The organism is Streptomyces sp. NPDC053750, from assembly GCF_044544295.1.
Taxonomy (GTDB): Bacteria; Actinomycetota; Actinomycetes; order Streptomycetales; family Streptomycetaceae; genus Streptomyces.
Genome location: NZ_JBITXB010000015.1, coordinates 15,113 through 38,049 on the forward strand (window position 1 = coordinate 15,113; position 22,937 = coordinate 38,049).

The following is a 22,937-nucleotide window of genomic DNA, read 5'->3' on the forward strand; positions in this document are numbered from 1 at the left end:
GGCGCCGCAAGCGCAAGACCGCGAAGGGGAGTGACACCTGGGAGGCCGACCGCTCCGGTCGGCCTCCCAGGCGGTTGCATCAGGCAGGGGCGAGCTGTGGTTCCTCTCGTACGGCCAGGCGCCCGCTGCGGGCGAGCGCGGCGACGGATGCCGCACAGATGAGACCGGTGACGGTCAGCATGCACCAGGTCAGCCAGAGGGCGTCGTGCCTCGCGGCGAAGTCCCAGAGGGCGCCGGTGGCGAGGTTGCCGAGGGTGATGCCGAAGCCGGAGACGGTGTTGTACAGGCCGTAGTGGGTGGCGACGAGGCGGTTGCCGGAGAGGGTGACGACGGTGTCCATCTCGAACGGGTAGACCACCGCGCTGCCCGCCGCGAGCAGCACCACGGCCGCCACCAGGGCGGCGAGCACCGCGCCGGTGGCGCCGGGCGGGGTGAGGGCCAGCGGCAGGAAGGCGAGTCCCATCGCGGTCAGTCCGCGGACCAGTGCCCGCCCGGAACTCCACCGCTGCTTCGCCCAGCCGGTGAGCCTGAGCTGACCCATGACGGCGACTGCGGCGGAGACGACGAAGAGGCCGCTGGTGACCCAAGTGCCCTTCGATCCCAGGGCGTTGGACGCGGCCAGGGGAAGGGCGAGGTAGACCTGGAAGGTCAGGACGTACGAGCCGATCATCGCAGTGGCGAAGAGCAGGAAGGGTCGGTTGGCGACGACCGTGCGCCACTGGGCCAGCACCCCGTCCGGTGCGGCCGTGGTGCCTGCCGTGTCGCCGTGGCGTGCGGGCAGAGCACGCCACTGCAGCACGGTCAGTACGGCGAAGATGGCGGCGGCCACGGTGCACACGAGCCGGAAGTCGGCGGCCAGCAGGGCGAGTCCGACCAGCGGGCCCAGCAGCATTCCGGCCTGGTAGTAGACGTTGAAGGTGGCGAAGGCGTCCACGCGCCGCTCGCCCGCCTCGACGGCCAGGTAGGCGCGGACGGCGGGGTTGAACAGGGCGCCCGCGAAGCCGGTGGCCGCCGAGGCGGCGATGAGGGCGGGGAGGCTGTCGACCCAGCCGAGCAGGCCGAAGCCGAGCGTGCGCAGGAGACAGCCGGCCATGATCGGGGCCTTGTAGCCGAAGCGGTCGGCGAGTGTGCCGCCGATCAGGAACATGCCCTGCTGGGAGAAGTTGCGCACGCCCAGGACGAGTCCGACCGCCCAGGCCGCGAGACCGAGCCCTCCGGACAGGTGGGCGGCGAGGTAGGGCATGAGCATGTAGAAGGCGAGGTTGATGGCGAACTGGTTGGCCATCAACAGGCGTACGGCGGGCGGGAAGGAGCGGGTCTGCTGCCACAGGGTCTTCATCGGGCGGCTCCCGCGAGAGCCTGCTCGACGGCATTCTGCTCGCCGGTGGTGGCGAGCGGGTCGGCGATGCGTGTGCAGCGGGTCCAGCGGGTGACGACCCGGTCGCCGGGGTGGGCGATCTCGTCCGGGTCGTCGGCGGGCAGGTGGCCGAGGAGGTCGTGTTCGCGGCAGTAGGTGTCGTTGAAGATGGTGCCGACGTAGCGTTGCGGGCCGTCGGGGAAGACGGCGACGACCCGGTTCTCGGCGGGCAGGGTGCGGGCCAGCCAGCGCGCGACGAGCGCGACGGCGCCGACGCTCCAGCCGCCGGTGGCGTAGTGGTGGCGGGCCAGGCGCCGGGCGGCCCACACGGCTTCGGGCGCGGCGACCCAGTGGACCTCGTCGAACAGGTCGTAGGCGACGTTGCGGGGATAGATGCTGCTGCCCAGGCCGCGCATCAGGCGCGGGGCGGCGGGCTGGCCGAAGATGGTCGAGCCGGTGGTGTCCACGCCCACGACCCGCAGCCGGGGGAAGAAGCCACGGAGAACGGAGGCGATGCCGGCGGAGTGGCCGCCGGTGCCGACGGAGACGACGAGGGTGTCGATGCGGCCGAGCTGGGCGACGAGTTCGTGGGCCAGCGGAGCGTAGGCGGCCACGTTGTCGGGGTTGTTGTACTGGTCGGGACACCAGGCATCAGGATGACGGTTGAGGAGTTCCTCCACGCGGTGGCGGCGAGCCTCCTGCCACCCTCCGGTGGGGTGCGGGGTGTCGACGAGTTCGACCTCGGCCCCGTACGCGGTGAGCAGGCCGGTCATGAGAGGTTCCATGCCGGGGTCGGTGACCACGGTGACCGGGTGGCCGTACGTGGCTCCGGCGAGGGCCAGGCCGAGGCCGAGGGTGCCGGAGGTGGACTCGACGATCCGCGCGCCGGGCAGCAGCTGGCCGCGTTCGCGGGCGGCGCGGACCATGTGCAGGGCGGTGCGGTCTTTGATGCCGCCGGGGTTGTGGCCTTCGAGCTTGACCCAGAAGCCGCGTCCGGCGGGGGCGAAGGGTTCACCGATCCACAGGACAGGGGTGCCGCCGACCAGGCCGGCGGGGGTGTGCAGCGGATGTTCGGCGCCGGCCAGCAGCTGGGCGGGCGAGGTGGGCACAACGGTGCGGGTGAGGTGGTTCATGGCGTGCTTCTCCTGCGGCCGGCGCCGCGAACGGCGACCGGTCGTATGAACGGGGGAAGAGGCGGAGGTGATCGGCTGCCGCGCCGGAGTCGTCAGGGAGGGCTAGGCAGCAGGGACGATCAGGTCCGCCACACGCCGATACGGGACCGCGTCTGCCCGGTGGATGACACGCCGGGCGTGGCGGGCGTGGACTGAAGGGCCGGGGACGGGGGCGGCGGCTGGGTGCCGAGGAATTCGGCGCGGGAAGCGTCATGAACCGCGGGAACGGCCAGGGCGACATCGCGCGGGGGCTGAACCGTCGGCTCATCCAGGCCCCAGCAGTGCACACCGCCGTGGTCTGCGGGAGCCGCCTGCCGCGCCATCGTCTGCTGCGGCCGCTCGGGGGCCTGCCCACAGCTCGCGGAGGAGGCGAACAGCGGCGTGTCGGCCTGCCCAGCCGGGGTAGCTGTAGGGCCGTGTGCGCAGGCCAGGACATGTACGAGCGCGGCCAGCAACACCAGGAGCACCGCTCCGGTCCGTGCCACGGAGCGGCTGCTTCGAGAGACCGAGCCAGCCCACATGAACACAAAGAGTAATCAATAGATCACGTAAAGTTCTTGTTAAAGGTGATTGCTCCACGCGGTGCCGAGCCTCGGCGCGATGGTGAAATTCCCCGCGCCGCCCGGATCCGTATGCGTCTTGGGCGGACGCCCGTACGGGCAACTTCCGTTACCCCCGATCACCGCATCGGGTGAATCCCGGCCCCGATCGGCCGCATCCAGGCCGCACCGCCCGGCATCCGGAGGTTCTCTGAGCGGGAGCACACCAGGAGATCCGGATGCGGCACACCCCCGGCACGACAGCACCCAGGCCCGCGGCAGCCCGCGGCCTGGGCGCTGTCGTGCTGCTCGCGCTCCTGGCCCTCCTGCACGCGACGTTCAGCCCCGGCCCGTCGCACCTGACCGCGCTCGACCTGGACGGCTGCCGACTGCGTGCCGCCGCGACGAGCGCGCACCTCTGCGAAACGGCACCGCCGGTGGTCGTGACCGCAGCGGGCGCCGAAGGCCATCAGGACGGCGACGCGCCCCAGTCCTGCGACGCCTCCGGCTACGGGCCACGCCAACTCGCGGACCTCTCCCACCCCCCGGCCGTGTCCGGCACCACACCAGGCGCCCCCGCGGCCTCATCGCCGGGCAACGTGTCACCCGCCGTGACGAGTGCGTCCGCCCCGGGTTCGCCCTTCGGCTCGGTCGTCCTGCGCTGCTGAGAGGAACCGGCGCCCCGCCCTGACATGCGCGCGGGCACCTCACCGGTTCCCCTCCCTTCCCTGACTGCACCGCAGGAGCATCACCATGCCCATGGACGTCTACGCCGCCGTCGGCGCGCTCGTACGCGCCGAGATCGCCTACACGCACACCCAGCCGCCCCACCCGCCGGCAGACGATGCCGCGGTCCGCGAGGAGATCGTCGCGGCGAAGCCCCCGGCCGCGGCGGCCTCGCCCGAGCCCGTCCGGCGGCGCCTGCGCACACGGGCCACCGCGGTCCTGCGCCGACTCGCCGCAGTCTCCGGGTAGTGCCGCACCGCCGCCCGGTCCTCACCGGCTGCCTACATCCGGCAAGCTCCGCCGAACCGGGTGATTGCTCTTGCAACCAGGGTGCCGGTGTTGCTCATGTCACCTTTTCCACCCGGGAGTTCAGCATGTCCAAGGAACGCAGGCCGGTAACGTTTTGGCGTCGGCATGAGCGAAGCGTCGGGGGTCCAGTGGTGATACGTCGTATGGCGGCAGCGGTCGTGCTGCTCGCCGCGGCTGTCCTGCTGCACTTCGGAACGCCGCACCACTCCTCGGTCGCATCCGGCGCGGTGTCCTCCATGGCACCCGCGATCGAACCGGAGTCCAGGAAGCAGCAGGGTTCCTCATCTGCCGTGCCGCATGTCGGTGCCGGCTCGCAGCAGCACCAGGCCGACGCCGAGGCGCTCGCCCTGCCGCCCCGGACCGGTCACCCCGTCGAGGCACCGTCGCTCGCCGCCGACGCGATCGCGGACGAGTCACTCGCGTCCCTCACCGCGGTGTCCGGGCCGGCGCATCCCCGCACCGCGAGGGAGGTCTGGAACCCGGGCGCCGGACTTGCGCCCACCCCCAGCACTCTGCAGACCTTCCGCTGCTGATCGGCAGCGTGCTGCGCGCACCCTTCGCACTTCCGGTACGCACCACCGCGGGACGAGCGTCCAACCGGGCGCTCCCCACGGTTCGTTGACGCACACCCGGACGCGCGCAGTACGCACTCTTCGCTCCCTTTCGTCCTGAGAGCCCCACGAAGAGTTACGAGGCCGATTCCCATGCACGCTCTCATCGAGCACGCCCGTACGTTCCCTGAGAAGATCGCCGACCGGCAGGAGGAGTTCGCCCGGCTGGCCGGGGGCCAGCAGCCCCAGGCCCTGTTCATCTCCTGCTCCGACTCCCGCGTCGTTCCCTCCCTGTTCACCGGTGCCCGCCCCGGTGACCTCTTCGAGCTGCGCACCGCGGGCAACATCGTTCCGCCCTACCGCGGGCAGGCCGCCTGCGGTGTCGCCGGATCCCTCGAATTCGCCGTCCAGGCCCTGCAGGTACCCGACATCATCGTGTGCGGCCACTCGCACTGCGGCGCCGTCCAGGGGCTGATGCGCGAGCAGAACGTCCAGACGATGCCGCTCGTACGGCGCTGGCTTGCCCGGGCCGGACACCGCGCCAGGACCGACGAGCCGTGGCAGACCCAGGGGCTCGGCGAGGACCCCACCGAGGTGACCCAGCAGCACGTCCTCACCCAGCTCGACCACCTGCGCAGCTACCCGTTCATCGCCCGGCGCCTGTCGTCGGGGCGGCTGCGGCTGCACGGCTGGTACTACACCGTCGAGACCGGCGAAGTCCTCTTCGCCATGCCCGGCACCCGCGCCTTCAAGCCCCTGTGACCCGACCGGACCACAGCTCTACCCGTCCGCTCCGGTCGCTTCTCACGCGACGTTCCTTCCCCCACAGAGAGAACGCCATGACCTCACCTTTCTCCTCCCTCCGGTCCGCCCTGCGCACCGACTTCACCTCCTCCCTGGTCGTCTTCCTCGTCGCCGTGCCCCTGTGCGTGGGCGTCGCCGTCGCCTCCGGCGTCCCGGCCGAACTCGGCCTGATCACCGGCATCGTCGGCGGTCTCGTCACCGGGCTGCTGCCCGGCAGCAGCCTCCAGGTCAGCGGGCCCGCCGCCGGGCTGACCGTGCTCGTCCTCACCGCCGTCCAGGAGTACGGCCTGTCCGCCCTCGGCGTGATCGTCCTCGCCTGCGGGCTGCTCCAACTCACCCTCGGCGCCCTGCGCTGGGGACGCTTCTTCCGCGCCATCTCGCTGTCGGTCGTGCACGGCATGCTCGCCGGCATCGGCCTCGTACTGATCCTCGGACAGCTCTACGCGCTCGCGGACAGCAAAGCCCCGGGCACCGGCATGGAGAAGATCGCCGGACTGCCCGGCCTCGCCGTCGACGTCCTGCTCTCGGACCCGGCCCTGATCGCCGTCGCCCTCGGCGCCGGAACCATCGCCGTCATGACGCTGTGGAAGAAGCTGCCCGGCAAGGCACAACTGCTGCCGGGTCCGCTCGTCGCGGTCGGCACGGCGACCCTCGCCACCGTCGTCTTCGACCTGCCCGTCGCCCGCGTCAAGGTCAGCGGCCTCATGGAGGCGATCCAGCCGCCCGGCGGGAGCGACTTCGGCCGGCTGGCCGAGGTCGGACTGCTGACCACCATCGTCGCGTTCACGCTGATCGCCTCCGCCGAGTCACTGTTCAGCGCCGCCGCGGTCGACCGGCTGCACGACGGCCCGAAGACCGACTACGACAAAGAGCTGATGGCCCAGGGCACGGGCAACACCCTGTGCGGGCTGCTCGGCGCGCTGCCGATGACCGCGGTGATCGTCCGCAGCGCCGCCAACGTCCAGGCGGGCGCCCGCACCAAGGTCTCCCGCGTCCTGCACGGCGTGTGGCTGCTACTGTTCGCCGCCCTGCTGCCCGGCGCCCTCGGCATGATCCCGACCGCCGCGCTCGCCGGCGTCCTCATCCACGCCGGCTTCAAACTGCTCCCGGTCAAGGAGCTGGGGCCGCTGTGGCGCGAACACCGGGGCGAGGCCGTGGTGCTGGTGATCACGGCCGGGGCGATCCTGGTCACCAACATGTTCGAAGGCGTCCTGATCGGACTGCTCCTCGCAGTGGTCAAGACGGCCTGGGAGACCTCGCACGTCCACATCGACGTCACCGACCCGGGCAGCGGCCCGGTGCGGGTGCGGATCGCCGGCCACGCCACCTTCCTGCGCCTGCCGCGCATCCTCGACACCCTGGAACAACTGCCCGCCGACCGGCCCGTCGAGCTCAACCTCGCCGGGCTGCGCCACCTCGACCACGCCTGCATGAGCGCCCTGCAGCACTGGGCGGACCAGCACAACGCGCACACCGTTCAACCCGAGCGCACCCACGCCTCGGCGTGAGTGAGGGCCCGTGGGGCGGTGTTCCGGCCGCCCCACGGGCCTTTGGTTACATACGGGGTGAACGGCCACGGATGTTCACCCGTACTCCCTGTCGTACGCCTGTCCGCTGGTGCGGGCAGGCCCAGCCCGGATACGGAGAGGCACGTGCCCCAGCATCCCGAGCAGTCACAGCACCCACAGTGGGGACGCACCGGCCGTACCCTGCCCACCGCCCGCCTGATACGCGGCGCCGCACTCGCCGCGAGCCTGGCGTTTCTTCCCCTGGCGACGGCCTGCAGTGGTGGTGAGGACGACGCGTCCCCGAACAGCAAGCCGTCGGAGATATCCGCCGCCCCTGCGGCCGGTGTCGTGGCCCCGGCCAAGGTCGAGGTGATCGCCAACCTCACCGGCTGCAAGCCCAAGATCCGCATTGACGCGGACGAACTGCGCCAGGGCGTGTGCCACACGGCCAAGGTCGACTACAGCATCACGACCTTCCCCGAGGAGAAGTACAAGGAGACCTGGCTGGACTCCGCCGCGATCTACGGGGGCAAGTACCTCGTCGGCCCGCGCTGGGTCCTCGCCGCGAAGCCGGAGATGCTGGAGGGCTTCCGTGCCAAGCTCGGCGGGACCATCCAGGAACTGAGCGGCCTGAGCGGGGGCCCGGCCCCGAGCGCGTCGTAGCGGCGGCCACGTCCCCACCGCCATCGCACACCCCCGTCGCAGCCCTTTCCTGCGGCGTACGCCCCCTGACCTGGAGACTGCTTCATGCACACGGCACCGCGCCGGACCAGGAAACCGCTGACCGTCATGCTCCTGGTCGGCACGGTGCTCGCCCTCCTCCTCGGCGGCGCCGGATCCGCCTCCGCCCACGCCACCCTGACCAGCGCCGAACCGGCCGACGTCTCCGTCCTCAAGACGGCCCCGAAGCAGATCACGCTCGCCTTCAGTGAATCCGTCAGCCTCTCCGACGGCTCCCTGCGTGTCCTGTCCCCGAAGAACCTGCGGGTCGACAGCGGGGCGGTCACGCATGCGGGGAAGGAAACGGACACCGCCCGGGTGAAGCTGCGCGACAAGCTGCCCGAGGGCACGTACACGGTGTCCTGGCGGGTCGTCTCCGCGGACAGCCACTCGATCTCCGGCGCGTTCACCTTCTCCGTCGGCAAGCCGTCCGCCACCGCCGCCGTGGTGCCCACCGAGTCCTCGGACGACACCGCCGTCTCCCGCATCTACGACGTCTTCCGCTACGTCGCGTACGGCGGCCTCGCCCTGCTGATCGGCGTCGCCCTGTTCGCCCTCGTCTGCTGGCCGGCCGGCGCGGGCCTGCGCCCGCTGCGCAGGCTGCTGCTCGCCGGCTGGACGGCGCTGTTCGCCTCCACCGTCGTGCTGTTGCTGCTGCGCGGCCCGTACGAGACCGGCCGAGGTCTCACCGCGGCCTTCGACCTGTCGCTCCTGGGCCAAACCATCACGGGCAAGACCGGACTGGCCCTGAGCGTGCGGTTGGTGCTGCTCGCGGCGGCGGCAATCCTCGTGGCGCTGTCCGCGGCCCGCCTCCGCCGCGCAGCTGACAGGACGCAGCGCGATCCCGCCGCCGCGCACGCGGTCGATCAGCCCGCCGCGGAACCGCAGTTCGGCATCGGCGTACGCGTCGTGGGCACGCTGTTCGCCGTGGGCCTGGCCCTCACCTGGGCCGCCGCCGAACACGCCTCCGCCGGTATCCAGGTGCCGTTGGCGATCCCCGTCTCGGTGCTGCACCTGCTCGCCATGGCGGTGTGGCTGGGCGGTCTGGCCGCGCTGGTCGTTGCCCTGTTCCGGGCACCCGCCGATGTGGTGGTCCCGGTGGCAGCGGTTGCGCGCTTCTCCCGGCTGGCCTTCACCGCGGTCGTCGTCCTGGTCGCGACCGGCGTCTACCAGTCGTGGCGGCAGGTCGGTTCGTGGGAGGCCGTGTCCACCACCGAGTACGGCAGGCTCCTCACCTTCAAGGTCGGTGCGGTGGCCCTGGTGCTGACCGCTGCGTGGTTCTCCCGGCAGTGGACCGCGCAGCTCACCCAGGAGCGGCTGCCAAAAACCCTTCCGGCGGCCGCACCCGAACTTGTACGTGTGGCACAGACCGTCGGCGTCGGCGCCTCCTCAGGCAGCGACACAGCCGAGGGAACGGGCGGCGACGCCGGGACGCCCACTTTGTGCGATCTGCCTGACACCCCTGGGCCATCCGGCTCGCCGTCCGCCTCCGACGGCCACCGGCGTAGTTTGCGCCGGTCGGTCGCCGCCGAGGCCGTCCTCGGTGTCGTGGTCCTGGCGATCACCACGCTGCTCACCGGAACCCAGCCCAGCCGCGCCGCCGTCCAGAGCGCCGCAGCGACCGCCGCCGCCCAGGAACCCACAGCGCGGGTCGTGACAATCCCGTTCGACGTCGGCACCCCGAACGGCACCGGCGCGGTGCAGCTCACCTTCGGGCCCGGGCGCGTCGGCGACAACACCGTTGAAGCTCTGGTGTACGGCCCCGACAAGGGCATCGCCACGGTCCCCGAACTCCGGCTTACCCTCACCCAGAACGCCCAGCGGATCGGCCCGCTGGACGCCAAACTGGCCAACAAGGGCGGCTACTGGGCCGCCGACCGCCTGCGGTTGCCGCTGTCCGGAACATGGACCCTGCGGGTCACCGTCCGGGTCACGGACATCGACCAGGTCACCGTCTCCAAGAACGTGACCATCAGGCCGTCACTTTTCTGACCGTCCGTACGCACGGACACGCTCCGCCCAGCTGACCGGCGCAGCACAGCCACTCCCGGGCGAACCGTCCCAGGGCGGCCGTCCCCGCACAGAGGCAACGGCCACACACCGCTCTCCCCGGCACGGCGTCGCTGGACGGCGATCCGCACACCGCCGTCCAGCAAGAGGAACACACCGAACAGCACCAGCGCCCAGGCAGCCATCGCCCTCACCCCCGGTCCGGGTCCTGCTTGCGGGCCGCGCCGAGCAGGTAGTCGCCGCTGATACGGGTGAACGCGCCCGTCACCGCCAGGCCGTGACGCGGCAGTTCGGCGAGGAACTTCTGCGCCGTGAACCGGTCGTGCTCGGGGTGCTCGAACAGCATCCGGTAGGACGGGCGGGCCAGGGCGTGCGCGGTGACCTCGTCGAAGACGAACACTCCGCCCGGCTTCAGCACGCGGGCGATCTCCGCGACGGCAGATCGCCAGTCGGGGATGTGGTGGATGATCGCGAAGTCGAACGCGGCGTCGTAGGCACCGTCCTTGGCGCCGAACGCCGACTTGAGGTCGGTCGCGTCGCCCACGGCCAGGCGGACAAGGCCCGGCCGGTCCGCCAGCCGGCGCCGGGCCTTGGCGACCATGGTCTCGTCCAGGTCGACGGCGTCGACCTGCGCGGCGCGGAAGTGGTCGAGGATCAGCTTCGTGCCGTAGCCGGAGCCGCAGCCGATCTCCACCGCTCTCACACCGGGCGGCAGCGGGCCGCCGGCCAGCCGCAGCAGGGCCGGGACCTCGTAGAAGCGTTGCAGCGCCCGGCGGGCGGGATTGTTGACCGCCGCTTTCTCGATCCGGTTCATCAGCATGACGCGGCCCCCCAAAGATGACATCGACTAGCATGGCTATCATCGTTCCATGACGATGAATAGCACGGAGGCCACACCGTCGGCCACCACTTCGTGCGGGGCGCCCTCGGCGGCGGTCGCCCTGTTCCGGTCCTTGGGCGACCCGGCCCGCCTGGCGATCCTGCGCCGCCTGGCCGAGGGCGAAGCGCGGGTGACCGACCTGGTCGCCTGTGTGGGCCTGGCGCAGTCCACAGTCTCGGCGCACCTGGCCTGCCTGCGCGACTGCGGCCTGATCACCTCCCGTCCGCAGGGCCGCGCGACCCTGCACGCGCTGGCGCACCCCGAGCTGCTGGACCTGCTGGCCTCCGCCGAGCAGTTGCTCGCCGCGACCGGCGAGGCCGTCGACCTGTGCCCCACCTACGGAACCACCACCCCTGTCGTCGAGGAGTCCGCCCGATGAGCACCGCCCCCGCCGCCGTTCCTGATGTCACCGGGCCGGCCGCGCACCGCGCGGTGCGGTACGCGAAGTTCACCATCGGCTACAACGTCATCGAGGGGATCATCGCCATCTCGGCCGGCGCGGCCGCCGGGGCGGTCTCGCTGATCGGGTTCGGCATCGACTCCGGCATCGAGGTCGCCGCCGCGGTGGTGGTCCTGATACGGCTGCTGGCGGAGATCAAGGGCGGCGAGCCGGACGAGGCCAAGGAACGCAAGGCGCTGAAGTTCATCGCGATCACGTTCTTCGCGCTCGCCGCCTACGTCACCGTCGAGGGCGTCCGCGACCTGTTCAGCGGAGAGAAGCCCGACACCTCGCTGGTCGGTATCGTCCTGACCGGCGTGTCCATCGTGATCATGCCGTGGCTGGCGCGCGCCAAGCGCAAGGCCGGTCTGGAGATGAACTCCCGCCTGGTCGTCGCCGACGCCGCCGAGACCAAGCTGTGCGCCTGGCTGTCGGTGTCCACCTTCGCCGGCCTGCTCGCGTTCGCCTTCTTCGGCTGGACCTGGCTGGACCCGGTCGCCGGATTCGTCATCGCCGCCTTCGCGATCATGGAGGGCAAGGAAGCCTGGGAGGGCGAACTCGTCTGCGACGACGGCTGCGAAGACGACGACAAGTCGGCCGCGGCCGGCGAGGCGTCCTCCTGCTCGGACGGCTGCAAGTGACCGCCCCCACCACCACGGCCGCGGCCCGGCCCGGCGCTCTCAAGCGCCGGGCCGGACTGCTGGCCCTGGCCGCCGTCCTCGCCGGTGCCGACCTCGGCCTCAAGGCGTGGGCGCAGCAGGCCCTGCCGGGCTCTCCGATCGAGGGCGGTCCGCTCGACCTCCGGCTCGCCTTCAACTCCGGGGTCGCGTTCTCCTTCGCCGCCGGCGCCCCCGCCTGGACCGTCATTGCCGTCACCGGGCTCATCACCCTGATCGTGGCGGCCGCGCTGTGGCGCACCGCCCCGACGGCCTCGCGCCTGTGGGGTGGGGCGCTGGCCGCCGTCCTCGGCGGAGCTGCCGCCAACCTCCTCGACCGGGCTCCCGACGGACAGGTCACCGACTACCTGCATACCGGCTGGTGGCCCACCTTCAACCTCGCCGACGTCTTCATCGTCTGTGGCGGCCTGCTGCTCGTCGCCCTGTCCTGGCGCGCGCCCGAGCGGACCTGAAGGCGGACCGTACGATGGGCCTCATGACCAGCAGCACCGGATCGAGCCGCCGCCCCGCCGGGCGGCTGTTCGTGCTGCTGGTGATGGCGGTCCTGACCGGTGTGCTGGGCATGCACGCCCTGGGCCCCGCCGGGGCGCCGTCACCACGCATGGATGCCGGTCACGACATGGTGATGACTATGGCCGATGGCGCCGCGCACGCGAGCGAGGGATGCTCGCACGCGGACGGCGGGCCGGATCACCTCGATCACGCGGACGGGACGTGTGCGGCGGCCGGCATCGGCTCCGGGTACGCGCCGCCCGCGCTGACCAGCGTCCTGACGGACGCGCCCGTCGCTTCTGCCTCGGTGTCGCCAGCTGCGGTGTCGGCCGGGAGCGGCCGGGCGCCGCCCGACCTGTCTGAGCTGCAACTCCTGCGGATATAGAGCGGCCCGCACGGCACCCCCAGGCCCGGATACTTCCGGTGGCTGGTGCCGCGCCATCGCACGCCCTCATCCCATGAACACCCGCGCGCCCTGTCGTGGCTGCGCGGTGAAGGAGTTGCACCACCATGAACCACAAGCGTTCCCTCGTCCGTCGTACCGCCGCCGTGGCTGCCGCCGGTGCGGCCGCGCTCGTCCTGGCCGCCTGTGGCGGGAACGGCGACAGCTCGGCCGGACACGACGGCCACACCTCGAAGTCCCCGTCCGCCTCCGCGTCGGCCTCGCAGGGCCAGCACAACGCGGCCGACGTCGCCTTCGCCAAGGGCATGATCCCGCACCACCGCCAGGCCGTTGAGATGGCCGACCTCGCGCCGTCCCGGGCCGAGTCGGCGGAGGTGAAGAAGCTCGCCGAGGACATCAAGAAGGCCCAGGACCCGGAGATCAAGACGTTGTCCGGCTGGCTGACCTCCTGGGGCGAGGAGGTGCCGACGGAGGGCGCCATGGACCACTCCGCGCACGGCGCCGACGGCGGGATGATGACGCCCGAGGAGATGGACCAGCTCAAGAACTCCTCTGGCAAGGCGTTCGACACCGCCTTCATGGAAATGATGATCAAGCACCACGAAGGCGCGGTGGCCATGGCCAAGACCGAACAGGCCGACGGCGCCTACGCGCCCGCCAAGAAGATGGCCGGCGCGATCATCACCTCCCAGACCGCGGAGATCACCCAGATGAACAAGCTGCTCGGCAAGAACTGACCGGACACCGGCCACAGGGGCGGGCGCCGCAGGCGCCCGCCCCGGCACGCCCGCGCACCGTCTGCTCCTCCCCGACAGCTTGGAATCCGCTCGTGATCACCTCTGCCCGCATACCCCGGCGCCGCGGCCGCGCCGCTGCCCTCCTCGCAGCCGCCGCCGTGCTGCTCGCCGCCTGCACCAGCACCGGCCCCGCCACCAAGCAGGCCGCCACCCCCGACCCGGGAACAGGCCACCTGCACGGACTGGGCGTCGACCCAGCCGACAACACCGTCTACGCCGCCGGACACCTCGGCGTCTTCCGTCTCAGCAGCGGCAAGGCGGTCCGGGTGGCCGACCGCTACCAGGACACCATGGGCTTCACCGTCACCGGCCCCTCCACCTTCCTCGCCAGCGGCCACCCCTCACCCGCCGACCCCGACGCCCGCTCCCCTCACCTGGGCCTGATCCGCAGCACGGACGCCGGCCGGACCTGGACCACGCTCTCCGCCGAGGGTGAAGCCGACTTCCACGCCCTCCAGCAGGCCGGGGACAGGCTGTACGGCTTCGACAGCCAGAGCGGCAAGGTGTGGGCGAGCACCGACGGCGGCCACAGCTGGGACAAGCGCGCCCGGCTGCCGCTGCTCGACCTCGCCGCGCACGCCAAGACCCCCGAGACGGTGTGGGCCGCCACCGGCAAGGGACTCCAGCGCAGCATCGACGGAGGGCGCACCTTCACGGCCGTCCCCGACGCCCCTGCCCTGGCCGCGATCGACGAGCCCGCCCCCGGGCTGCTCGTCGCCCTGGCCGCCGACGGTCGCGCGCTCAGCAGCCGGGACGCCCGCACCTGGACCGAGCACGGCCGCTTGCCGCAAGGCGGTGATCCGACCGTGCTCACGGCCGTGACCGAGCAGCGACTGCTGGCCGCCGACAGCACCGACACCGTCTACCAGTCCACCGACGCTGGCCGCACCTGGAAGGTCCTCCACCAGCCCACCGCCCAGACGACGGAACACCACTAGAGGAATACCCCTAGGGGGTATACGGTTGTGGCGTGGGGCCCGGTGAACGGACCGCACTGGACGGGAATGGGGATGAAGGTCATGGACCACAGCGCTCACCACACCGGCACGGCGCACGACCCGGCCGCCCAAGAGGCTCACCACCACGCCGCTCACGCCGGCGGCCACGGCGGGCACGCCCCCGGGGCGTCCTGGTCGACGGCCGCCAAGGCGACGCTGCACTGCCTGACCGGGTGCGCCATCGGCGAGATCCTCGGCATGGTCATCGGCACCGCCCTGCTGTGGGGCAACGTCGAGACGATGGCCCTGGCGATCACGCTGGCATTTCTCTTCGGCTACTCGTTCACCCTGTTCGCGGTCCGCCGGGCCGGCCTGGGCTGGAAGAGCGCCATCAAGGTGGCGCTGGCCGCCGACACCGTCTCGATCGCCGTGATGGAGCTGGTCGACAACGGCATCATCGCCCTCACCCCGGGAGCGATGGACGCCCACCTGTCCGACGCACTGTTCTGGACGGCCCTGCTGGGCGGCTTCGCCGTGGCCTTCGTGATCACGACGCCGGTGAACAAGTGGATGATCGGCCGCGGCAAAGGCCACGCCGTCGTCCACGCCTACCACTGACCCAGCCGCTCGGCTCTGCGCCCGGCCGCACCTCACGGTGCGGCCGGGCGCGCTCGTGCCTGGGGGTGCAGCTGGAGGTATCGGGCTTTCGTGGCGGCCGCCCCGGACCTTCCGGCTCCGGGGGAGGCACCCTGATGTTCAGCGTCGTGGCTGTGCACCAGGCACCCGGGTGCCGCGACAGATTCGAACGGAGGGGGGTGCCAGCCAGTCACAGGCCGAAGGCGCCGCCCTTGATGAGGATGAGCAGTCCGATGGCGATCAGGACCAGGGGCAGCAGGCTGTGGCCCCAGCGGGCGAGGGCCTTGGCGATGACGGGGCGGGTGGCGAAGTACCGGTTCCTCGGCTGACCGCATGGGGGCGGGTCAGCGCGGCTGGGGCGTCTGCTCGCGCTGGCGGCGGCGCCCGTAGCGGGTCGCCCCGCGCGGCTTGAACACCGACAGGGCGGCCGCTGTGAGCAGGACCACCAGGGCGGCGGCCGCATCCGCAATCAGCTGAATCCGCATGCCCTGAAGCTCGCCGCCCGCGAGCGCCGCCCGGGCGGCCGCATCCGCGAGGTGCCCGACCGGCTGCATGTGAACCAACAGCAGAACGGTCGCGACCACGGTGATCAGGAACTTCGCGATCACCCAGTAATGGCGCAGCAGCCCCCACGCCGTGCCGAGGGACTGCACCAGGCCGGTCAGCAGACAGGCGATGCTGAACGGCACGATCACGAACCAGCCCACCACGTCCATGGCCAGGTAGGCGCCCCGCACCGTCTGAGGTGAGCTGCTGATCAGTCCGGCGACGGCGAGGGCGAGGAACGCCGCGACCGCGCCCAGCCAGCCGACCGAGGAGGTGACGTGGAGCGTGAGGGCCTGCTTGCGCAGCCGCGGCGGGAACGGGGTCACAGTGCGTGCCCCGTCATGCCGCCGCCGGCCAGGTGCACGATCACGAACACCAGCACCAGGACGACAGCGACCGCTGCGGAGACCTTCACCCAGCGCGGCGCTCCCTCGCCGTCGTCCTCGTGACGGCCCGGTGAGCCTGCCATGACACCTCCTGCTTTTCGAGACACTCTGTCTCTAGCTGAAACTGAGTGTATGCCCTGTGGGCGTCCGTATCCTGGGTGGGTGCCGAAGCTGTGGAACGAGACGATCGACGCGCACCGCGCCGCCGTGCGGGAGGCGATCCTGGACACCACCGCGAAGCTGGTGGCCCAAGGCGGCCTGCGGTCGGTGACCATGTCCCAGATCGCCGAGCAGACCGGCATCGGCCGCGCGACGCTCTACAAGTACTTCGCCGACATCGAAGCGGTCCTGCGGGCCTGGCATGAGCGCCAAGTCGCCGCCCACCTCCAGCAGCTCGCAGGCATCCGCGACCAGGACGGCACCGCCATGGAGCGCCTACGCGCGGCGCTGGAGGCGTACGCGGGCATCGCCCGGCAGCGGCACGGTGGCGAACTCGCCGCACTCCTGCACCAGGGCGAGCACGTCACCCACGCAGAACGGCACCTGCACGGCATGCTCCAGCACCTCCTCGCCGAAGCAGTCGAAGCCGGCGACGTGCGCTCCGACGTCCCGCCGGCCGAACTCGCCCAGTACTGCCTCCACGCCCTGACCGCCGCGACCGCCCTCACCTCCCAGGCCGCAGTGACCCGCTTGGTCGCCGTCACCCTCGACGGCCTGCGCCCGGTTCCCTGAACCCGCCCGGACCACCGCTTCGCTGAGATCTACACCATTCTCGCTCTCGGCCACCCCGAGTCCGCTCTCATAAACGGTCCTTTGCCAGAGCAAGATCACTTGGGAGGCGTGAAGGCCATCCGGGAGCTCGATCGGTTCGCATAACTCGTTCTCACTCGAAAGCGGGAGTCACCTTCTACCGGGCTCATAACGGGCCCTCACACCGTACCCGTGTCCGATGAGCACGCACGCGGCTCCTGCGTTCGGCCTGTGGGGCGGAAGCGGTTCCGCCCCACAGACGACACGTCAAACGGGGGTCAGCTCTGCGAAGTGGTCGTGCGCCGCTTCACCAGCCACCACGCACCGCCGCCCAGGACGAGCAGCGCCACGACGACTCCGCCGATGACCAGGCCCGTCGAGCCGCCCTCGTCCTCCTCTGTCGCCTTGGTGTCGGTTTCGGAGCCCGCAGCCGCAACCGTCGACTCGGTAGCCGACGGGGTCGGGGTGGGTGTCTCGCTCTCGGTCGGGCTGGCGCTGGGACTGGGGCTCACCGGCTCGGCGTCTGGGGCCGCCGCCTTCAACTCCAATACCGGCGCGGGCTGTTCCGGCTCCTCACCCCCGGCGGGCAGTTCGATCCAGCGGGAGATCTTGCCGTCGCTGTAGACCTCGATCGTCTTGAACGCGATCTCCTTGGCGTTCGGCAGCTGCCGGACCTTGATCTTATGCTCGGCGTCGACGCCGGCCTTCAGAGCGGGGCCGGCGACGTTGTAACCGTCGCTGGTGGCCTTCAGCTTCCAGCCCTTGGGGGCCTCGTCGAGCGTCACGTCACCGGGAGCGATGCCCTTGGGCAGCACGACGCGCATCTCGGTGAAGCCCGCGGAGGCGGACTCGGCCTCGGAGACGAAGCTGAGGGTGACGTTCTCGGCCAGGGCCTGGGCCTTGTCGGCTTCGACCTCCGCGTGCGCGGCGGCCGGTGCGGCCAGGGCGAGCGTGGCCGTCAGTGCGGCGGCACCGGCGAGTGCGATCCGGCGGCCGGCACGGGCCAACGGGTGCTTGGACATGGACACAGGGAAGCTCCTTGCTGGTACGGGAAGAGCCGGCCCCGCAGACGTCAGGGACCGGTGAGGGATGGAGGCACTCCCGCCCGGGTGGTCCCCTGCGCACCACCGCGTGCTCCAGTACGTCATCCCATGCGTGCGCCGCCACCTCGAAGAGGGCCCTTGGCCGCCGGTCGGGCAGCGCGAGCACCATGCGGCCGGTGTCGTGGACCGGTCGCGGCAGCACCTGGACCAGGGCCGCAACGGCCGCCCTGGCCAGCGTCCCGAGCGCGGCGAAGGCGGCCGTCAACCGTGCGTCCGCCCGGTGCAGCAGCCAGGCCACGACCAGCGCGGCGACCACGTGCACGGCCGTCATCGCCGCCCCGGCGTGATGCCAGCCGTGACCGTCCCCTGCCACGGCCGTGCCGTGCCCGGCGTGCATTACGTGCCCCGCCATACCCGTCGGTGTGTCACCGTCTGCGTAGGACAGCGCGAGATGCAGCACGCCCTGCGTGGCCAGCGTGAACGCGAGGGTCGCGGCCGGGGTGTAGCGGCGGCGTGCCAGCGGCCAGACCGCCGCGAACTGGGCCAGGACCGACGCCCCCGCCAGCCGCCAGGGCACCGTGCCCTCGGCGATCGCGTGATGGCCGAAGGCCGCGAGCACAGTGCCGAGCACGGCGAACAGGCCGGCCCGCGCGCACGTTCCCGCGCGGCCGGCCCGGCCTGCGGGGGCACGCATCTCGTGCCCGGTCACGTGATCACGTGGCACGGTCGCTCATCATTCCCTACCGGTCGGCGCCCGTCCGGGAAACAGCCGTACGACACCGTTCGGTCAGGCTCGCGCACCGATCGCCTCGGCAAGCCGGTCCGGCGTCCGCGTGGAGAGGTAGAGGTAGGGCGTGGGGTCGTCGGGGTCGACGATCTCGACGCGCACCGCGGTGGTGATGAAGCTGCGCATCACCATGAAGGCCCGCAGATCGGCCTTGTACGTCCGCCAGGCCCGCGCCTCCTCGCCGTCGAGGACCTCCGGCTGCCCCAGCGCGGCCAGCGGGATGCGGGCGTCCATCACGAACAGCGTGTCGTCGGTGACCCGGATGCGTGCCGATCCCTGCGCGCTGACGTACATCCCGGCCAGACAGGTGCCGATGGCCAGGGCGATGAGCGCGGCGATGGGCCCGTAGGGAAGGAAGATCAGGGCCAGGGAGAGGCCGAAGAGGACGGCGATGGCCCACCAGGTTCTGGGGGCGGTCAGGCGTTCGTCGTAGACGAGCCGGCTGGTGGAGGTCACGGGCGTTCACCTCGTCGTATACGTCAGATGGGGCTTGGTGGTTCACAGGGGCAGGAAGGTGCTGGCGCGGGGGTGGTGGGCCAGGGTCGCGCCGGTGTCGATCTCGTGGAACCAGGCGTGCAGGTGCAGCGACCGGTCGGCCAGCCGGGGCACGACGCACGGGTAGTTGCTGAGCGCGTCGAGCTGGCTGAGCACGTGCCAGTGCCCGGCGGCGGTGACGTCTCCGGTCAGTGGGGCCGGATCGTCGTCGGACTCCGTGATGCCGGAGGCCGTCAGGCTGTCGTGCATGGCCGCGGTGACGACGTCGCAGTGCGAGTGGCCGCAGACGATGATGTCCGCGACCTTCAGCTCGTTGACCGCGTACTCGATCGTCCTGGATTCGCCGGTCGGCGTGTTCGCGTCGTAGGGCGGTATTACCCCTCCATATGTGCGCAGTTCGAAGAGGTCTCCGGGCCGGGCAGCGGTGAGCAGGGCGGGCACGACGCGGGCGTCGGAGCACGAGATGAGCATCGCCCGTGGCCGGTGGTGCTGGGTGAGGCCGGCCAGGTGCAGGGTGTGGGCTGCCGCGCGGGCGCGGAAGACCCGCACCTGGTCGATCAGGTACTGCATGCTGCCTCCGCACTCGGTCAGTCGGACAGCCGGGCATCGATGAGCGCCTTGAACGCCTCGTACGAACCGGGGATGGCGATCTGTTCTCCGTCGAGGAAGAAGGTCGGGGTGCCCTGCACGCCCAGGCCGAGGCCATCGCGCTGGTCGTCCTGGACGCGTCCGGCCACCTCCGGGTCGGCGAGGTCGGCGTCGAACCGGGCCATGTCCAGGCCGAGTTCCTTCGCGTAGCCGCGGAAGACGGACTCCTTCCACTCCTGGGACTCGCCCCACTCCTTCTGAGTGGTGAAGAGCTTGGTGTACATCTCCTCGAACTTGCCCTGTCGGGCGGCGGCTTCGGCGGTGCGGGCGGCGAGTTCGCCGTTGCGGTGGCCGGGCATGGGGAAGTAGCGGGCGACGAAGGTGACCCGGTCGCCGTACTCCTCGCGCAGCTGCTCCACCACCGGGTACATCGCCCCGCACGACTCGCACTCGAAGTCGAGGAACTCGACGATCGTCAGCTCGCTCTTCTTCGGCTCGCTGAGACGGTGGCTGGAGTCGCGCACGGGCAGCGCCTCGGCGGCGGGCTGCACGTCCAGGCCGCCGGCATCGCGGTCGTCGGGGGAGAACAGCAGGAAGGAGCCGAAGGCGGCGGCGAAACCGGCCACCAGCACAGCGGCGACGATCAGGTGCTTGTGCAGCTTCTTCATGATTCCTCGGTGGGCGTGGTCGTCGTAGGGGGGTTGGCGGGTCGCCGGTCGCGGGCGTGCAGGCCCGCCAGGTAGGCGTTGTAGGCGGCGAGCGGGTCGTTGCCGTCGCCGCGGTCGATCTGCCGGTCCACGCGGCGGGCCTCGCGCTGGTCGGAGCGGACCCACTGGATGGCCAGGATGATCGTGGTGATCAGGACGGGGATGTCGCCGGTGGCCCAGGCGATGGCTCCGGCGTCGTACTGGTCGTCCATCGGGTACTCGACCCAGGGCCGCTCGAGCGCCGACCACCAGCCTTCGCCGATCAGCGCGGTCGAGCTCATCAGCGAGATGCTGAACCAGGAGTGGAACGGCATCGTCAGGATCAGCGCGAACAGCCGGCCCAGATGGGGCGGGCGGCGCGGGCCGGGGTCGATGCCGATGACGACCCAGAAGAACAGCAGTCCAACGGCCAGGAAGTGCACCAGCATGAACGTGTGGCCCAGATGGCTGCGCATCAGGGTCTCGAAGAGCGAGCTGTAGTAGACGACGAAGGCACTGCCGATGAACAGCACGCTGGCCACCACCGGATGCGAGATGACCTTGACGTACCGGCTGTGCAGCAGCTTCATCAGCATCTCGCGCGGCCCGTCCGGCTCCCCCTTCGGGGCGGCGGGCAGGGCCCGCAGGGCGAGGGTGGCCGGCCCGCCCAGCACGAGCAGGATCGGTACCGTCATCGCGAGGATCATGTGCTGGCCCATGTGCACGCTGAACAGCACCTTGCCGTACGTGTTGAGCCCGCTCATCGTGGCCAGGACGGTCACCGCCAGGCCCAGCAGCCACGAAATCGTCCGTCCGACGGGCCACTTGTCGCCCCGCTTGCGCAACTTCCGTACGCCCGCCAGATACAGCAGCGCGGCGGCGGCCGCGCCGAAGGCGAACAGCGGGTCGAAGTGCCACTGGGTGAACAGCGGCGTCCACGGGAAGTCACCGAGCGGCGGCGGCATGGCGAAGCCCAGCAGCTCCTCGGTGGGCGAGAGCGAGGCGTCACCGGCGCCGGGGGCGGGAGTGCGCGAGAGGCCGACGGCGAGACCGATGGCGGCGGCCATGAGCAGGAGTTCGCCGGCGGCGAGCCGGACGAACCCCCGCCGCCTGCCGTCCTTGAGGGCGGGCAGTGTGCGGCGGCGATGCCACCATCCGATGCCTCCCAGCGCGGCGAGCGCCGCCGCCTTGGCGAGCACCATCAGCCCGTACCGGCTGGTGAACACCTCACCCAGGGACGGGAATCGGACCACGGCGTTCACCATGCCGCTGGCCGCGACCGCGAGGAGCGCCCACGCGGCGAGCGGGCTGAAGCGCCGGACGGCGTCCGCCGCCTGCTCCTCCCTGCGCGCGGCGACGATCAGGACGAAGACCAGCCCGCCGACCCATACCGCGACACCGACCAGGTGCAGGGCGAGGCTGGTGACGGCGGCGTCGTGATTGCCCGCCGCCGAGGAGTGCCCGGTGAAGGCGGGCGGGAGCATCCCGGCGACCGCGAGGACGAGCGCCAGACGGGCCCAGCGGGCCGTGCCGATGCCCACGCAGAGCGTCGCGATCAGACCCGCGGCACCCGCCATAAGCGCGTACGAGCGTCCCTGGGCGTCCGTGGCGACGAAGTCCGCCACCACCGCGGGAGACACGATCTCGCCGACCGGCTGGGCGAACAGGTCCGAGAGCGTGAACACCAGCGCGGCCACCGCCGCCAACGTCCACAACGCCGCAGCCGCGGCAGCCCAGTTGAGGTAACGCAGCTGCGTTGGGCTGAGCTTCTTGCCGCCCGGCAACAGCACGACGACCAGCAACAGCGCACCCACACTCGCCACGGCGGCCGCGTCCGCGAGGGTACGGGCAACCGGCAGGCCCCACGCGGTCAGCGCACCCGCATCCTCAATCCCGGGGATCTCGACCGCGGCCCCGCCACCGGCCCACACCGCGACCGCGGTGACGGCGACGGCCAGGCCAACCGATCCGGCCAGCACGAGCGGCAGCTGCGGCAGCCGCCCGGCCCTGGAGGTGGTCTCAGTGGCCATGACCGGCCCGCCTTCGTCGTACGGCGTACGCGCCCGCGGCTGCCACGACCAGCGCGCCGGCACCCACGAGGACGGGGACGCCCCCACCGGAGGACCCCGTATCGGTCTTGTCCGGCGCGGACTCCTGGGCGGCGCGGGGAGTCGCCGCACCGGTCGACTCCGCGGCGCGTGGCGACGGAGTGAGGCTGGTGGTCGCGGCGACAGTGAAGGTGTACGAGCCGGAGACGGGGTGGCCGTCGGCGGAGACGACCCGGTAGCCCACCGTGTACGGCCCGGCGGGCGAGGCGGGATCGAGGGCGAGGGTGACCGTCTTGCCGGAGACCCGCGGCTCGCCCGAGGCGGCCGACTTGCCGTCCGAGGTGGTGACGGCGACCTTGGCGTACTTCTGGGTCATCGCGTCGCTGAAGGTCAGCGTGACGCGCGGGGGCAGCCCGGCGAGTTCGGCGTTCGCGCCCGGGCTGCTGGTGTCGAGTTCGGTGTGGGCCGCGGCCTGCGGCGCTGCGACGGCCAGGGCCGCCAGGGCGGCGGGGAGAACAAGGGCGCGTGCCGCCGTGCGGACGGCACGCCGGTCGGTGACGTACATGACGCGGAACTCTCTGTGACCCCCGGCAGCCAGGGCGCCGGGACGGGAGGGACCGGCCCGCCGGGCGGCCCTCGCGTCAGGCCCG

Annotated in this window: 27 protein-coding genes; 16 read left to right on the forward strand and 11 right to left on the reverse strand. The window is 71.5% G+C overall.

Translation table 11 applies throughout. The annotated features are described in order from the left end of the window. Nucleotides 1-79: 79 nt before the first annotated feature. The gene (locus ACIGO6_RS31735; RefSeq protein WP_024127553.1) at nucleotides 80-1,339 is read right to left on the reverse strand and encodes an MFS transporter; all 1,260 of its coding nucleotides are present in this window, start codon (nucleotides 1,337-1,339) and stop codon (nucleotides 80-82) included. Beyond that, the gene (locus tag ACIGO6_RS31740) at nucleotides 1,336-2,490 is read right to left on the reverse strand and encodes a PLP-dependent cysteine synthase family protein (RefSeq protein WP_024127554.1); all 1,155 of its coding nucleotides are present in this window, start codon (nucleotides 2,488-2,490) and stop codon (nucleotides 1,336-1,338) included. Before ACIGO6_RS31740 ends, ACIGO6_RS31735 begins: the two co-directional genes overlap by 4 nt. 817 nt (nucleotides 2,491-3,307) lie before the next feature. On the opposite strand from ACIGO6_RS31740, the gene ACIGO6_RS31745 reads away from it, so the two are divergent. From ACIGO6_RS31745 to ACIGO6_RS31775, 7 genes are all read left to right on the forward strand, one after another. After that, nucleotides 3,308-3,736, forward strand: coding sequence for a hypothetical protein (locus ACIGO6_RS31745; RefSeq protein WP_024127556.1), 429 nt, complete (start codon nucleotides 3,308-3,310; stop codon nucleotides 3,734-3,736). Between the two features lie 85 nt (nucleotides 3,737-3,821). Continuing rightward, nucleotides 3,822-4,043, forward strand: coding sequence for a hypothetical protein (locus ACIGO6_RS31750; RefSeq protein ID WP_024127557.1), 222 nt, complete (start codon nucleotides 3,822-3,824; stop codon nucleotides 4,041-4,043). A 203-nt stretch (nucleotides 4,044-4,246) separates the two neighbouring features. Next, nucleotides 4,247-4,636, forward strand: coding sequence for a hypothetical protein (locus ACIGO6_RS31755; RefSeq protein ID WP_024127558.1), 390 nt, complete (start codon nucleotides 4,247-4,249; stop codon nucleotides 4,634-4,636). A gap of 171 nt (nucleotides 4,637-4,807) precedes the next feature. Further along, the gene (locus ACIGO6_RS31760) at nucleotides 4,808-5,416 is read left to right on the forward strand and encodes a carbonic anhydrase (RefSeq protein WP_024127559.1); all 609 of its coding nucleotides are present in this window, start codon (nucleotides 4,808-4,810) and stop codon (nucleotides 5,414-5,416) included. Nucleotides 5,417-5,493: 77 nt separating this feature from the next. Then, entirely contained in the window at nucleotides 5,494-6,966 is a 1,473-nt protein-coding gene (locus ACIGO6_RS31765; RefSeq protein WP_024127560.1) for a SulP family inorganic anion transporter, read from the forward strand. Between the two features lie 144 nt (nucleotides 6,967-7,110). Next, nucleotides 7,111-7,629, forward strand: a complete 519-nt coding sequence (locus ACIGO6_RS31770; protein ID WP_371558653.1) for a hypothetical protein — start codon at nucleotides 7,111-7,113, stop codon at nucleotides 7,627-7,629. Between the two features lie 84 nt (nucleotides 7,630-7,713). Beyond that, the gene (locus ACIGO6_RS31775; RefSeq protein WP_024127563.1) at nucleotides 7,714-9,678 is read left to right on the forward strand and encodes a copper resistance protein CopC; all 1,965 of its coding nucleotides are present in this window, start codon (nucleotides 7,714-7,716) and stop codon (nucleotides 9,676-9,678) included. A gap of 208 nt (nucleotides 9,679-9,886) precedes the next feature. Here the strand turns inward: ACIGO6_RS31775 and ACIGO6_RS31780 are convergent, their stop codons facing one another. Continuing rightward, nucleotides 9,887-10,516 (reverse strand): class I SAM-dependent methyltransferase, encoded by a 630-nt coding sequence (locus ACIGO6_RS31780; protein ID WP_024127564.1) that lies wholly within the window; start codon nucleotides 10,514-10,516, stop codon nucleotides 9,887-9,889. Between the two features lie 49 nt (nucleotides 10,517-10,565). Here ACIGO6_RS31780 and ACIGO6_RS31785 point away from each other — a divergent pair, with 49 nt between their 5' ends. From ACIGO6_RS31785 to ACIGO6_RS31815, 7 genes are all read left to right on the forward strand, one after another. After that, nucleotides 10,566-10,955: a helix-turn-helix transcriptional regulator gene (locus ACIGO6_RS31785; protein WP_024127565.1), complete on the forward strand. Its 390-nt coding sequence runs from the start codon at nucleotides 10,566-10,568 to the stop codon at nucleotides 10,953-10,955. Then, nucleotides 10,952-11,656 (forward strand): cation diffusion facilitator family transporter, encoded by a 705-nt coding sequence (locus ACIGO6_RS31790; protein ID WP_024127566.1) that lies wholly within the window; start codon nucleotides 10,952-10,954, stop codon nucleotides 11,654-11,656. Before ACIGO6_RS31785 ends, ACIGO6_RS31790 begins: the two co-directional genes overlap by 4 nt. Further along, nucleotides 11,653-12,144, forward strand: coding sequence for a signal peptidase II (locus ACIGO6_RS31795; protein ID WP_024127567.1), 492 nt, complete (start codon nucleotides 11,653-11,655; stop codon nucleotides 12,142-12,144). Before ACIGO6_RS31790 ends, ACIGO6_RS31795 begins: the two co-directional genes overlap by 4 nt. A 23-nt stretch (nucleotides 12,145-12,167) precedes the next feature. Then, nucleotides 12,168-12,569 carry a DUF6153 family protein gene (locus tag ACIGO6_RS31800; protein ID WP_181412031.1) on the forward strand — a complete coding sequence of 134 codons (402 nt, stop codon included), beginning with the start codon at nucleotides 12,168-12,170 and terminating at the stop codon, nucleotides 12,567-12,569. Nucleotides 12,570-12,694: 125 nt separating this feature from the next. Continuing rightward, nucleotides 12,695-13,324: a DUF305 domain-containing protein gene (locus ACIGO6_RS31805; RefSeq protein ID WP_024127569.1), complete on the forward strand. Its 630-nt coding sequence runs from the start codon at nucleotides 12,695-12,697 to the stop codon at nucleotides 13,322-13,324. Nucleotides 13,325-13,416: 92 nt separating this feature from the next. Next, complete coding sequence (locus tag ACIGO6_RS31810) at nucleotides 13,417-14,322, forward strand: F510_1955 family glycosylhydrolase (protein ID WP_024127570.1); 906 nt, start codon at nucleotides 13,417-13,419, stop codon at nucleotides 14,320-14,322. Nucleotides 14,323-14,403: 81 nt separating this feature from the next. Continuing rightward, nucleotides 14,404-14,940, forward strand: coding sequence for a DUF4396 domain-containing protein (locus ACIGO6_RS31815; RefSeq protein WP_181412032.1), 537 nt, complete (start codon nucleotides 14,404-14,406; stop codon nucleotides 14,938-14,940). Between the two features lie 362 nt (nucleotides 14,941-15,302). Here the strand turns inward: ACIGO6_RS31815 and ACIGO6_RS31820 are convergent, their stop codons facing one another. Both ACIGO6_RS31820 and ACIGO6_RS31825 read right to left on the reverse strand, forming a co-directional pair. Next, complete coding sequence (locus ACIGO6_RS31820) at nucleotides 15,303-15,830, reverse strand: hypothetical protein (RefSeq protein ID WP_024127572.1); 528 nt, start codon at nucleotides 15,828-15,830, stop codon at nucleotides 15,303-15,305. Beyond that, nucleotides 15,827-15,973 carry a hypothetical protein gene (locus tag ACIGO6_RS31825; RefSeq protein ID WP_181412033.1) on the reverse strand — a complete coding sequence of 49 codons (147 nt, stop codon included), beginning with the start codon at nucleotides 15,971-15,973 and terminating at the stop codon, nucleotides 15,827-15,829. Before ACIGO6_RS31825 ends, ACIGO6_RS31820 begins: the two co-directional genes overlap by 4 nt. 79 nt (nucleotides 15,974-16,052) lie before the next feature. Here ACIGO6_RS31825 and ACIGO6_RS31830 point away from each other — a divergent pair, with 79 nt between their 5' ends. Further along, nucleotides 16,053-16,622 (forward strand): TetR/AcrR family transcriptional regulator, encoded by a 570-nt coding sequence (locus tag ACIGO6_RS31830; RefSeq protein WP_024127573.1) that lies wholly within the window; start codon nucleotides 16,053-16,055, stop codon nucleotides 16,620-16,622. Nucleotides 16,623-16,918: 296 nt separating this feature from the next. Here the strand turns inward: ACIGO6_RS31830 and ACIGO6_RS31835 are convergent, their stop codons facing one another. Beyond that, on the reverse strand, nucleotides 16,919-17,662 hold the full coding sequence (locus tag ACIGO6_RS31835; protein ID WP_181412034.1) for a DUF1775 domain-containing protein: 744 nt from the start codon (nucleotides 17,660-17,662) through the stop codon (nucleotides 16,919-16,921). Nucleotides 17,663-17,859: 197 nt separating this feature from the next. Between ACIGO6_RS31835 and ACIGO6_RS31840 the strand changes: the two genes are divergently transcribed. Continuing rightward, nucleotides 17,860-18,030: a hypothetical protein gene (locus tag ACIGO6_RS31840; RefSeq protein ID WP_193460132.1), complete on the forward strand. Its 171-nt coding sequence runs from the start codon at nucleotides 17,860-17,862 to the stop codon at nucleotides 18,028-18,030. Between the two features lie 440 nt (nucleotides 18,031-18,470). Here ACIGO6_RS31840 and ACIGO6_RS31845 read toward each other — a convergent pair whose 3' ends face one another. The 5 genes from ACIGO6_RS31845 to ACIGO6_RS31865 are packed head-to-tail and all read right to left on the reverse strand — an operon-like array spanning nucleotide 18,471 to nucleotide 22,852. Then, the gene (locus ACIGO6_RS31845; protein ID WP_024127575.1) at nucleotides 18,471-18,926 is read right to left on the reverse strand and encodes a DUF3093 domain-containing protein; all 456 of its coding nucleotides are present in this window, start codon (nucleotides 18,924-18,926) and stop codon (nucleotides 18,471-18,473) included. Nucleotides 18,927-18,968: 42 nt separating this feature from the next. Further along, nucleotides 18,969-19,535 (reverse strand): carbonic anhydrase, encoded by a 567-nt coding sequence (locus ACIGO6_RS31850; RefSeq protein WP_024127576.1) that lies wholly within the window; start codon nucleotides 19,533-19,535, stop codon nucleotides 18,969-18,971. Nucleotides 19,536-19,552: 17 nt separating this feature from the next. Beyond that, entirely contained in the window at nucleotides 19,553-20,221 is a 669-nt protein-coding gene (locus tag ACIGO6_RS31855; RefSeq protein WP_024127577.1) for a thioredoxin domain-containing protein, read from the reverse strand. Continuing rightward, nucleotides 20,218-22,269: a cytochrome c oxidase assembly protein gene (locus ACIGO6_RS31860; RefSeq protein WP_024127578.1), complete on the reverse strand. Its 2,052-nt coding sequence runs from the start codon at nucleotides 22,267-22,269 to the stop codon at nucleotides 20,218-20,220. The genes ACIGO6_RS31855 and ACIGO6_RS31860 overlap by 4 nt, the downstream gene beginning before the upstream one ends. Continuing rightward, nucleotides 22,259-22,852 (reverse strand): copper resistance CopC family protein, encoded by a 594-nt coding sequence (locus ACIGO6_RS31865; RefSeq protein ID WP_024127579.1) that lies wholly within the window; start codon nucleotides 22,850-22,852, stop codon nucleotides 22,259-22,261. Before ACIGO6_RS31865 ends, ACIGO6_RS31860 begins: the two co-directional genes overlap by 11 nt. Nucleotides 22,853-22,937 lie beyond the last annotated feature (85 nt).